This is a genomic window from Candidatus Binataceae bacterium, assembly GCA_035508495.1.
GTDB lineage: Bacteria > Desulfobacterota > Binatia > Binatales > Binataceae > JASHPB01.
The window spans coordinates 1-11,687 of sequence record DATJMX010000053.1; the positions used below are offsets into that span (position 1 = coordinate 1).

At 59.6% G+C, this 11,687-nt stretch carries 10 protein-coding genes and 1 tRNA gene; 9 read left to right on the forward strand and 2 right to left on the reverse strand.

Annotated features, from left to right (window positions below):
* From VMA09_17420 to VMA09_17455, 8 genes are all read left to right on the forward strand, one after another.
* The coding region (locus VMA09_17420) for an aminoacyl--tRNA ligase-related protein (protein HUA35394.1) at positions 1–522 on the forward strand (522 nt) is incomplete at its 5' end.
* Between the two features lie 222 nt (positions 523–744).
* Positions 745–1,719 carry a phosphate ABC transporter permease subunit PstC gene (pstC, locus tag VMA09_17425; protein ID HUA35395.1) on the forward strand — a complete coding sequence of 325 codons (975 nt, stop codon included), beginning with the start codon at positions 745–747 and terminating at the stop codon, positions 1,717–1,719.
* Between the two features lies 1 nt (position 1,720).
* Positions 1,721–2,596 (forward strand): phosphate ABC transporter permease PstA, encoded by an 876-nt coding sequence (gene pstA / locus VMA09_17430; GenBank protein ID HUA35396.1) that lies wholly within the window; start codon positions 1,721–1,723, stop codon positions 2,594–2,596.
* A gap of 2 nt (positions 2,597–2,598) precedes the next feature.
* Positions 2,599–3,360 carry a phosphate ABC transporter ATP-binding protein PstB gene (gene pstB / locus VMA09_17435; GenBank protein HUA35397.1) on the forward strand — a complete coding sequence of 254 codons (762 nt, stop codon included), beginning with the start codon at positions 2,599–2,601 and terminating at the stop codon, positions 3,358–3,360.
* Between the two features lie 16 nt (positions 3,361–3,376).
* Positions 3,377–4,084 carry a phosphate signaling complex protein PhoU gene (phoU, locus tag VMA09_17440; protein HUA35398.1) on the forward strand — a complete coding sequence of 236 codons (708 nt, stop codon included), beginning with the start codon at positions 3,377–3,379 and terminating at the stop codon, positions 4,082–4,084.
* Positions 4,081–4,830 (forward strand): response regulator, encoded by a 750-nt coding sequence (locus VMA09_17445; GenBank protein ID HUA35399.1) that lies wholly within the window; start codon positions 4,081–4,083, stop codon positions 4,828–4,830. The genes phoU and VMA09_17445 overlap by 4 nt, the downstream gene beginning before the upstream one ends.
* A complete protein-coding gene (locus tag VMA09_17450; protein HUA35400.1) occupies positions 4,823–6,226 on the forward strand; it encodes an ATP-binding protein in 1,404 nt (467 codons plus the stop codon). Before VMA09_17445 ends, VMA09_17450 begins: the two co-directional genes overlap by 8 nt.
* A gap of 38 nt (positions 6,227–6,264) precedes the next feature.
* A tRNA-Arg gene (locus tag VMA09_17455) sits at positions 6,265–6,341 on the forward strand.
* Positions 6,342–6,617: 276 nt separating this feature from the next.
* On the opposite strand, the gene VMA09_17460 is transcribed toward VMA09_17455, so the two are convergent.
* A complete protein-coding gene (locus VMA09_17460; protein HUA35401.1) occupies positions 6,618–7,697 on the reverse strand; it encodes a helix-turn-helix transcriptional regulator in 1,080 nt (359 codons plus the stop codon).
* A 238-nt stretch (positions 7,698–7,935) separates the two neighbouring features.
* Between VMA09_17460 and VMA09_17465 the strand changes: the two genes are divergently transcribed.
* Positions 7,936–10,911: a choice-of-anchor D domain-containing protein gene (locus VMA09_17465; protein HUA35402.1), complete on the forward strand. Its 2,976-nt coding sequence runs from the start codon at positions 7,936–7,938 to the stop codon at positions 10,909–10,911.
* A gap of 333 nt (positions 10,912–11,244) precedes the next feature.
* On the opposite strand, the gene VMA09_17470 is transcribed toward VMA09_17465, so the two are convergent.
* Positions 11,245–11,436: an epoxide hydrolase N-terminal domain-containing protein gene (locus tag VMA09_17470; protein HUA35403.1), complete on the reverse strand. Its 192-nt coding sequence runs from the start codon at positions 11,434–11,436 to the stop codon at positions 11,245–11,247.
* Between the last annotated feature and the right edge of the window lie 251 nt (positions 11,437–11,687).

The window sequence follows — 11,687 nt, forward strand, 5'->3', positions numbered from 1 at the left end:
TATATGGCGGCGTACACGCCCTGTTTTCGGCGTGAGAAGATGTCGGCAGGGCGCGACGTCAGGGGCATCAAGCGGGGCCATCAATTCGACAAGGTCGAGATGGTCAAGGTGGTGCGGCCGGAAACCTCCGACGACGAATTCCACAAGATGGTCGCCAATGCCGAGGAAATCTGCCGCCGCCTCGAAATTGCCTATCGGGTCGTCGAGCTGTGCACGTCAGATCTCAGCTTCAACAGCGCGGTGACCTACGACCTCGAGATGTGGGCGCCGGGCTGCGGCGAATGGCTCGAGGTCAGCTCGGTATCGAATTGCACCGACTTCCAGGCCCGCCGCGCGCAGATAAGGTTCCGCTCCAAGGGCGGAAAACCCGAGCTGGTGCATACGTTAAATGGCTCAGGACTCGCGCTGCCGCGCACGGTAATATCGATTCTCGAGAACTATCAGAATGAGGACGGCAGCGTTACGATTCCCAAGGTGCTGCGGCCCTACATGGATGGGGCGGAGAGAATAACGGCGAGCTAGGAAACCAGCGGCAATTTTGCGCTCATCAGAGCCTGATACGGGATCAACGATTCTACATTTTAACACACGGTTTCACTTGATTTTCCAGTCGACGTAACACTTCCGCAATATTGACTGATTACACTTACTGAAGGCTCAGGCTCCGGCAGGGCGGAAGTGTACGTGCCCGGCCCAAGGCCAGCTTATTGAGGACATCCTTCCTTGGCAGAGTTAGATAGCTCCGTGGCTGAGAATCTCACGGTCGTCAAGCGCGAGGCGGCAAAGGCGCAGGTCCGGACGCGCCTCTTCGGCGATCGGATCTTCAACACGACGACGTTTTTGCTCGCTCTCTCGATCCTCCTTCTGCTCGGGGGTCTGGCGTTCGCACTGATTTGGGACAGCTGGCCGTCGATCAGGCATTTCGGCCTTTCGTTCCTTATCAGCACCAACTGGGATCCGGTCAGCGAAGAGTACGGTGCGCTGCCGTTCATCTACGGGACCTTCGTCTCCTCGATGCTCGCGCTGCTGATCGCGGTGCCGCTAAGTCTCGGCGTAGCGTTATGCCTCAGCGAGATGGCGCCGGATTGGCTGAGCAGGCGGCTCGGCTTCCTGGTCGATCTGCTCGCGGCGATTCCGAGCGTGGTTTACGGTCTGTGGGCGATTTTCATCATGGGACCGTGGCTGCGCGATCACGTGATGCCGCTTTTGCAGTTCTGGTGGGGATGGACGCCGTTTTTCAAGGGTCCGAAGATTGCCGTCAGCATGATGTCGGCGTCGGTGATCCTGGCGATCATGATCATCCCGTACATCTCGTCGGTATGCACCGATGTGTTCCGGGTCGTGCCGAATTTCCAGCGCGAAGCGGCGATCGCCCTTGGCGCGACCAAATGGGAGATGGTCACGACGGCCGTTATTCCCTATGGCTTCACGGGCGTTATTGGCGCCGTGATCCTTGGCCTCGGGCGCGCGCTGGGCGAGACGATCGCGGTCGCGATGGTGATCGGCAACTCATCGGACATCTCGCTGTCGCTGTTCAAACCCAGCGCAACACTGGCCAGCGTCATCGCAAATGAATTTGCCGAGGCGACGTCCGATCTGCACCTGGCGGCATTGATCGAGTTGGGCCTGGTGCTGCTGTTGCTTGGAATTTTCCTCAACGTGGTTGCGCGCGCTCTGGTGCATGGCGTATCGGCGCGGCGATTCCAGACGGGGGATTGAGATGGCGGCAGGCGCAATCGGGCTGCGACGCGAAACCAGCTATCGGTATCGCAAGTTCAAGAGCGACTTCATGATGGCGGTTACCGTGGGGGCGACGATCCTCACGCTCATTCCGCTCTTCCTGGTGCTGGGCTACCTCCTGATGAAGGGGTTCGCCAGCCTCAACTTTGCATTTTTCTTTCATATGCCGGCCCCCGTCGGTGAGCCGGGCGGCGGTATGGCGAACGCCATCGTCGGCACGCTCGAGGTGGTCGGTATCGCATGCCTGCTCGGCGTGCCGGTCGGCGTTGGCGCGGGACTCTATCTCGCGAGCCATCGCGCCGATCGATTCGCCAATACCGTGAGATTCTGCGCTGACGTCATGATGGGGGTGCCATCGATCGTCGTTGGTATTTTCGCATATGCCGTCGTCGTCCGCCCGATGGGCGGATTTTCTTCGCTGGCGGGAGCAGTCGCGCTGGCCGCGATCATGGTCCCGCTCGTGACGCGCACCACCGAAGAGATGGTCGCGCTGGTACCGCCGGAGTTGCGCGAGGCCTCGCTCGCGCTCGGCGTGCCGCAGTGGAAAACGACGCTCGCGGTGGTGGCACGGACTGCGATGGCTGGCATCGCTACCGGCGTCATCCTGGCCGTCGCGCGTGTCGCCGGTGAAACGGCGCCGCTGTTGTTTACAGCATTCGGTAACCGATTCTGGTCGCTCTCGCTCTTTCGTCCTATCAACACGCTGACGGTGCAGGTTTATACCTACGCGATCGCGCCGTTCGCAGACTGGCAGCGCCAGGCGTGGGCGGGCGCGCTTGTGCTGACAGCGATGATTCTCGCTCTGGAGTTGGGTGTGCGTGCGGTTACGGGGGGCTCGTCGAAAGCTCCAAGGTAAATATGGCCGACAAGCTATTCGTTAAGAACCTAAACGCTTACTTTAATAAGCATCACGCGTTGCACGATGTAAGCCTGAATTTCCCCGACCGGAAAGTCGCGGCGATCATCGGGCCTTCGGGATGCGGCAAATCGACGCTGGTGCGATGCCTCAACCGGATGCATGAGGTGGTTCCGGGCGCGACCGCCAACGGCGAAGTGCTGCTCGACGGCGACAACATCTACGGCGATGGCATCGACCCGGTCCAGATCCGCCGCCGCATCGGGATGGTCTTCCAGAAGCCCACGCCTTTCCCGACCATGTCGATCGAAGACAACGTCGCCGCGGGTCTGACGCTCAACGGCACCAAGGTTAGCCGCGCCGAGCGCGACCAGCTCGTGGAGCGCAGCCTGCGTCAGGCGGCATTGTGGGAGGAGGTCAAGGATCGCCTGCGCCGTCCCGGTGCCAGTCTTTCTGGCGGTCAGCAGCAGCGGCTTTGCGTTGCCCGCGCGCTCGCGGTGCGGCCCGAAGTGTTACTGATGGATGAACCTTGCTCGGCGCTCGACCCAATTTCGACCGCGCGCATCGAAGAACTATTGCTGGAACTCAAGGCTGAGTACACTATCGTAATAGTGACGCATAACATGCAGCAGGCCGCGCGTTGCTCCGACATGACGGCCTTCATGTACACCGGCAACCTAATAGAGTACGGCGAGACCAAGCAGATCTTCACCAACCCGTCGCGGCGCGAAACTGAAGACTACATTACGGGACGATTCGGCTAATCCCCGGGAGTACAAGATGGATCACACCCTGCCGCAGCATACCAATCGGCAATACGAAGAGGACTTGCGCGCGCTGCGCGCCGGTCTGCTCAAGATGGGCGGGCTGGTCGAGCGCCAGATTGCCGAGGCGGTTGAGGCGTTGGTCAGTCGCGACAGCGACCATGCACGCGAAGTCATCGAGCGCGATCAGGAAGTCAATCGCCTCGATATCGAGAATGACGAGCAGTGCATCCGCCTGCTGGCGCTCCATCAGCCGACCGCGCGCGACCTCCGCTTCATCACGACCGGGCTCAAGATCACGACCGACCTCGAGCGGATCGGCGACAATGCGGTGAATATCTGCGAGCGCGCCCTCGAGCTCAACGCCGTGCCGCAGCTCAAGCCCTATATCGATTTGCCGCGGATGGCCGAGATCGCGCAGTCGATGGTCAAGGACAGTATCGATGCCTTTATGCGTGACGACACCGAGCTTGCCGACCAGGTCATCGAACGCGACGACGAAGTCGACATGCTCAACTACCAGGTCTATCGCGAGTTGCTCAGCTACATGGCCGAGGACCCGCACACCATCAGCTCTGCCACGCGGCTGCTGTTCGTATCGAAGTACCTCGAACGGATCGCAGACCACGGCACCAATATCGCGGAGATGGTCGTGTACATGGTCAAGGGCAAGATGATCAAGCACGTTGAGACGAGGAAGAGGGAGGCGAGGGAGGCACCATGACACAAGCAGCTCAGGCCATTCAGGAATCCCAGCGCGGGATGAAATATCGCGTCCTGATCGTTGAGGACGACGCCGATATCCGCGAGCTCATCCGCTACAATCTCGCGCAGGAAGGCTTCATCGTCGAGGAAGCGGGCGACGGCGCTCAGGCGATCGAGAAGGTCAAGCGGCGCATCCCGGATCTGATGGTCCTCGACCTGATGCTGCCGGGGATGCCGGGGCTCGAGATCTGTCGCACGATGCGCAGCGGGGCCGAGACGGCCAGCCTGCCGATCCTGATCGTGACCGCCAAGGGCACCGAAGTTGACAAAGTGTTAGGCCTCGAGATGGGCGCCGACGACTACGTCGTAAAGCCCTTCAGCCCGCGCGAGCTTATCGCGCGCGTCAAGGCGCTCTTGCGCCGCGCCAACGCAATCGCCGAGCCCGAATCGGCGGGTATTTTCGAAAAGGGCCGGCTCAGAATGGATTTCGGCACCTACCAGGTGTTTGTCGACGGCAAGAAGAAGGACCTTGCGCTGCGCGAGTTCGAGTTGCTGAAATTCTTCGTGCAGCATCCGATGCGCGTCTACACCCGCGAGCAACTGCTCGACATGGTCTGGGGCCGCGATACCTTCGTCGAGCCACGCACCGTTGATGTTCACGTGCGCCGCCTGCGTCAGCATATCGAGCGCGACGACTCTAACCCGGAGCTAATCCTGACCGTGCGCAGTGTCGGCTACCGGTTCAATCCGGAAGCGCTTGGCTAGCGCTCCGACTTTTCGCTTCATCGCCGCCGTCGTGCTGGGCATGCTGCCGGCGGCGGTCCTGTTGATCGTCCTCGGCGCGCAGGGCGCCGTGCCGCTATTCATTGTCGGACTTGTGCTCGCCCTTGGCTTGGGCGCGGGCCTGGTCTTCGCGATCGCGCTCGGCGGCGCATGGGAGCGGCGTGCGGAGCGGCTCGACGCGGTTGCGTCAGCGCTCGAAGAACGTCGGTTGCCGTCGCACGTGCTGCCCGACGACCCGGATCCGATGGGCCGCGCGGAGCATCGCCTGCTCGGCGCAGCCGACAAGGTAATCGACGAATTTGAGTCGCTGACCGAGCAACGCGACGAGCTCGAAGCGATCCTGCGCAGCATGACCGAGGCGGTTGTCGTCACGGGGCAGCGCGGGGAGGTAATCCTGCTCAACGGTGCCGCGCGCAAGATGTTCGCGCTCGATGCGGATACAGACTATCGAACGACGCCGCTGATCGAGCTGTGCCGCGATCCGCGCCTGCAGGACTTCGTAGAAAACTCGATGCGCTCGACGGTTGACGGTGTTGCGAGCGCCGAGATTGCGATTCAGATCCCGGCGCCGCTGCATGTCGGTGCGAGCGCGATCGCGATTCGCACGCCGCGCGGTCCCGCGTTCGTCTTCGTCTTCCACGACATCACGCGGCTCAAGTCATACGAGACGCTGCGTGCCGATTTCATCTCCAACCTCACCCACGAATTGCGCACGCCGCTGAGCGCGCTGTACGGCTACGCCGAGACGCTGATTCGCGGCGTCGATGATCCCGAGACAGTCTCGCGCTTTCTCAATATCATCGAGCGCCAGGCGCGCCGCCTGGCGCGTCTGCTCGACGATCTCGTTTCGTTGTCAGACCTCGAGCGCGGTCTGACGCCGCTCAAATTCGAGGCGACCGAACCGCGCCGTGTGATCGAAGAGGCGGTCGAGTTGATGCAGGAATACGGCGCCAAGCGCGGGATCCGGATCGAAGTGAAGTGCCCGGCCGAGATACCGAAGCTGTACGGTGATCGCGACCGGCTGCATCAGGTGATGCTCAATCTCATCGACAACGCGATTAAGTACACGCCGCGCGAAGGTCTCGTGACAGCCGAAGCGCGCGCGATGGCCGGATGGAACGATGCGGCGGAAACGCCGGGTGTGGCGCTCATCGTAAGCGACACGGGCGAAGGCATCCCGGCCGCGGACATCCCGCGGCTGACCGAACGTTTCTATCGCGTCGATCGCGCCCGCTCGCGCGAGCTCGGCGGCACCGGCCTCGGCCTCGCGATCGTTAAGCACATCGTCTCGCTGCATCACGGCGCCCTGAAAATCGAAAGCCGCCTCCGCGAAGGAACATCGGTCAGCGTCTGGGTCCCCCAAGCGCCGCTATCTTGATAGGCCCGCCGTGATATGGGAATTTAGATGGTTACAGCGCGCCCTTAGCTCAGCGGATTAGAGCATCAGACTACGGATCTGAGGGTCGGGGGTTCAAATCCCTCAGGGCGCGCCACAAAATCCCCCAAAATCAAGGACTTTTTAGGCAGCCAGCTCGACTCGAAAGGCTTGCGCGCACATCGGGGTGGTGGACGCGAAACCTCGCTTCCTTCAGCTATGCGGAGGTCCAGGACGAATTTCAGTTCCACGCCTTTCATCCGCCCAGTTGCGTAACGCCGGTGATGTGCGGAGCCATCCTCAAATTCCGACGACGGTAGATCCAAAGTCGAGAGGGGCGCTGCCGGCAATAACAAGTGACCGAAACAGAAAGTAGCGGCGAGATAACCGCTGCTCAAAAACTGTGAGCGCCCGTCATCCTCCACGCAATCACACCCGCCGCCATCCGATTCTCGACACCGAGCCGATCAAAGATATGTTCGACGTGCTTCTCGATGGTCCGGCTCGTCACGCCCAGAATGGTGGCAATTTCTGAATTGGTCTTGCCTCGAGCAAGCCAGTGGAGAACTTCGGCCTGACGACCGGAGAGGCCTAAGTCGATCAATCGCTCGCCCTTTGAATCGACGATCTGCTCTTCGAGTAGGATCGCGTAGTCCTCGTCGGTCCCGGGCAGGAATCTCACGAGCAGCTTTGCATCTCCGTGATTCTTCAAAAACGGTTCAATGGGCGCGGCGATCGAACTCATCGTCGCGGAGAGTTCGCGGTGCCCGCGCGCCCAGCGACTCAAGTCATCGGGCAATTTACGGTAGCAGGGATCCGTGCCTGCGAAGAACCGGGTTAGCAAGTTCGACGCTCGCGGTGAGGCGAAGCGAATGGAATCGCCGTGGCATCGTACAACCATCGCGTGCGAACTGGCTTGAAGTGCCGCGTCAGCTTGCTCTAGGCGCGAGAAGGCAAGCGCATTGCGATGCGCTTGCAGGAAATGCGGCCGCAGCACATTCAACAGCTCCATTTCGGCGTCATCGAAGTCCGTACCACTGCGTGCAAATACAAGAGCGAGCTGATCACCTGTGTCGCCGTCGGGAAACGATACGCTGAGGAGGCGCTCGATTTTCAACTTACGATAGAAGTCTTGATAGATCCCGAGTTGATGGAACTGGCGCACCGATACGAAATCTGAGAGCCGCAGCGCATTGGTCGCACCCGATGACTGCTGGTAGCTGACGGTAGGATGCTCGTGGATTCGGTCGGCGAAGACGGGATAGAGATCAGCTGAACCATCGTGCGAAGGTTTAACGATCGCGCAGACTCGCCCTTCGCGAACATTCAGTTGGTTGTAACCTATCGAATCGCTCGGGATCAGGATCTGCAGCGTATCAACTACATGTTGAGCAAAGGTCGCGATGTTGTGGAGCGAATAAAGGCGGGGCAGAAATTCCAGCAGCTCGGTCAGCTGGCGATCGATTAGGGACATGATCTAAGGCGAGTGTCCTTTGGCTATTGCGATCCTCGCATATCTGCGCAAATCAGTCTTATCACGCGCAATGCAATGAAAATAGCAGACATGCCATCCGTAGGCGACACCAAATAGCAAGGCGAAATCGTTCTTCACCCTAGTGGGCGGGCAGCCATACGTAGAAACCCGAATTGAGCTTCGCGTCCCGCTTCTGCGATTGTCCTCGGGAATTCTATTCGAGGAAGTTGTTGATAAAGTGAACAAACCCCATTCGAGCGGCGGTCTGACGCGATGGTTGAGAGTTTCGCTCGTTGCGTTGGCGATCGCGTTGGTAGCGAGACCGGCGGGCGCATCGGATACGCAGGTCGTCATCTCGGGTGGTCCCGACGGAACTACGCCCTTCAACGTCACGGACGACCTTTCCATATCGGTTAATGGAACCCCCGTTTACAGTGATGGTTCGGCGCCAGCAGGATCGCGGCAGCCGATCAATCTCGGGAAGATCTCCCAGGGCGACACGCTCCAATTCACCGTTACATCGCAAGAAGCCAGCGGCACCAGCGGCGGCGGCAACCTGATCCAGAACGGCAACTTCAACGGCTTGGCTGATTGGACTTCCGTCGCCGTCAGCAGCGGCGGCTTCAGCGGCTATCCGATGTTCGACTTGCGAGACGGCCAGCCCTGCAACTCGGTCGGAACATATCTCGGAATTGATGTACCCGGCGGCGCCGACGGGTACGTCGAGCAGACCATTACCCTGCCGCAGGGATCGTACTCTCTCAGTTTTCGATCATGGAACGATCTCGATGCGACCCTGGTGACGATATCGGTCGTAGCCGGCGGCCAGACAACTCAGCTCGATAGTTATTCTCCACCTTCGGTTTACGCCGACGACTCACTCGACTGCACCGACAATACGCCGATTACCAAGTCGTACGATCTCACGCGGTGGGCCGGTCAAACTATAACGATCAGGCTTGAAGCGACCTCCGACGGTTCCGACGGAACCATCGCAAACTTCACGAACGTCACGGTCGCCTCCAGCACGTGCCCTTCGATCGATGCACTCTATTTGAGCTGCACTCCGGGCGCTTCAGTACAACTTACGCAAGCGATGAATCAGGAATGCGGCAATAGTTCGCCGCTAACCTTTACGAGCAAGGTTCCAGACCTCTGCAGCGCGCTGAGTCTTACGCTCAACCCAGTAAAGATTCCCAACGACGGCAGCACTACGTACGCGACCGTCAACCTGGTCGATTCGAATCTGAAACCCGTATCCGGGCAGACCGTGACTTTCTCAGTACCTTCGTCTATCGGGACTCTCGTCTCAAACGCGCGGCAAACGACTGATCAGAACGGCAGCGCGCAAGTGCGGATCCGCGGTGCGAAGACCGAAGGACAGGGCGACATAACGGCTTCCGACGCGAGTGGCGATCACACGAGCGCGACGCTCACGATTCTACCGCCCGATCCGAATTTGCCCCACGGCCTAACCGTAGCTGACACGATCCGCCGTCCCGGCGAGACAGACCGCGATGTGCTCGAGCGTCTTTATCAAAAGGCGATCCCCTCGGGGGTCTTAGCCACCGGCTTCGGTACCGGTGTTCTTAACAACATCGGAGCCGCAGTGACATCTTTGCCGGGAATATCGAGTGCCGTTCCCCAATCGCTCCAGCAGGGTTTGTGGAGTGACTCATGCGGTGGCTACCAGGGGCAGGTCCTTGATCTGCTCAACGCACTCCATGGAGACGCGCAGACCGCCGGTTACTTCAACGACCTGGACTATGGACCTGTCCAATCCAATTTTGGCGGGCATCATGCGGTCGTGCTCTACGATCATGGCACCAACTATTATCAGACCGGCGAGGTGCTCGATCCTTGGATTGCTCAGCGCCCGGACATTTATTCGTGGGATGGCTGGGATGTTCTCAACCTGGAAACGGGCACCACAGATACCTCGACACAAAAGGGGCTATATCCGCTGACGGGCGGCAGCAGCTATCCCAGCCAGGGATCGAGAGCGCTCCAGGCGCCGCACCCGTATCGGCCGAGCGATCCGCCGTTGGACAACGAGACTTATACGCTCCAGGTCGTTGTCAGCGGTCCCGTGCAGGCCTATGTGGAGGACGGGCTGGGGCGAATAAATGGACTACCGCCGAGTGGCGGAGTGACGCAGATCCCCGATTCATGGCAATACTTACTGCCCGACAGCAACGGCGCTCTCTATACCTATTTTCTGCTGACAAATCGCAATGACTACAAGTTAACGCTTACCGGCGTCCGTAATGGTTCGGCCAATGTCGATGTCTCGTTGGGCGATCCTTTGCAAGCAACGCTCGCCAGTTACGACTACGACTCGATACCGGTGAGCAAGGGCGGTGTGATCACCATGCCGATGAGCTATACCTCGCTCGGCCAGCCGCTTGCGCTCTCGAGCGGAACGATCACGCCGATGCCGGCACCGCCGCCGGGCGTCACTCTGAACGGCTCGTCGGAAATAAAGGTCTCGGAGATCGCACCTGGTAATTTCGTTGGATCGCAGACGATTGCCGGGACTTTCGTGGTCACCAACGCGAGCGGCGGCACCGCCCAAATCAGTTCAGTGACAATCGCGCTCAATCACGCACACGAGGTTTCGGCACTAACTGTGGATAGCAGCGGGGGTTCGGCAATGCCCCTGAGCCAGAGTATCGGGGCGTCGAACGTCTTCAACTTCGATCCGCCGCTAACGATCAATCAGAACAGTTCAATGGGAATTCGTGTAACCACGACCGTGTCTACTGCTAAACCCGCTGCGGACGCGACGCTCATGGTTACTGCAGTGAGCTCATCACCAGTTGCCGCTGATGGACTTCCAGTTACCGTTTTTGGGCCAACCACCACGGTGACAGCGCTCAAGCCAATTGGCTCTGTCGAGCATAGTCCGAGCGCACTCGACTTCGGCATGCTCAAAGTCGGAACGACGAAGACCAAGATACTGACCCTCTCGAACCCGAAGCGGAATACAGGTCCCCTACAGATAGTGTCGGTAATGCAGAGCGCGTTCCCGACGACGACCGACTTCGCGATCGATGCGTCAGGCTGCACGAGCAGTCCGGTGGCACTCGGGAAAAAATGTCAAGTTGCAGTTACCTACTCGCCCAGCAAGACCGGCACCTTCCAGGAGAAGCTCGTCCTGATCGACAATGAGCGGAAGCCTCAGACAATCTCGATTGATGGAGTGGGAAAGTAGAGAGGAGACCGCTCATCCTGGTCGGCCTGGTTGGGACAGTGTATGCACTGTCCCAAATACGGCGGGGCCCGAGCGGGAAATCGATCCCAAACCTGAGCCAAACCGTTTGTAAACTTCAAGCAATACTCTTCTCGATATATTGTTATTCATGGCTGGTCGTTGAAGGCCCGCTTATCGCTCGCTTAGACGCGTCGCCACTGGCTCACCGGCAATCCCAAAAGCTCGCGTTTCAAGGATGGCCTCGGGCTTGACCTGCGGGACGCCATCTTCCCCGAGGACTTTGACGCGCTTCGCTCGTGTCGGGCCGATGTACTGGTAGCTCACGCCCAGTTGTCACCACAGCGCCTGTGTGGTCGCGAGCTGAACTCCCTGTGATGCATCGGTAACCGTTTCGCGTTCAGGCCACTTTGTCGCGTTGATGCGCCTGCGCAATTCGGTGAGTTCCGCTTCCGGAATATTCACATGAAACGGACGAATCGCATTCTTGTCAGCTGCTTGCTCCCCGCTTCGACTGGTTTGGGTCACGGCGTTCTTCTCCTGAGTAGTTTTGAATCTGAGCCTCTGTCGTGAGCCAGGAACAAGCAGCACGGTTGATGCCCAGGCCGGGCAGCCGGATCAAACGGCGCTTTGGCCGCCGTCTACGTCGATCGCTTGACCATTCACGTACGAGGCGAGATCCGACAGAAGGAACATAGCGACGCGAGCTATCTCTTCCGGCTCGGCCAGACGTCCCAGCGGTATGTTTGCGGCTAGAGGATGCGTTTCCTTACCGTCCG

Coding starts and splice junctions, on each gene's coding strand:
- pstA (HUA35396.1), top strand. CDS start 1,721: ATGGCGGCAGGCGCAATCGGGCTGCGACGCGAAACCAGCTATCGGTAT.
- pstB (HUA35397.1), top strand. CDS start 2,599: ATGGCCGACAAGCTATTCGTTAAGAACCTAAACGCTTACTTTAATAAG.
- phoU (HUA35398.1), top strand. CDS start 3,377: ATGGATCACACCCTGCCGCAGCATACCAATCGGCAATACGAAGAGGAC.
- VMA09_17445 (HUA35399.1), top strand. CDS start 4,081: ATGACACAAGCAGCTCAGGCCATTCAGGAATCCCAGCGCGGGATGAAA.
- VMA09_17460 (HUA35401.1), bottom strand. CDS start 7,697: ATGTCCCTAATCGATCGCCAGCTGACCGAGCTGCTGGAATTTCTGCCC.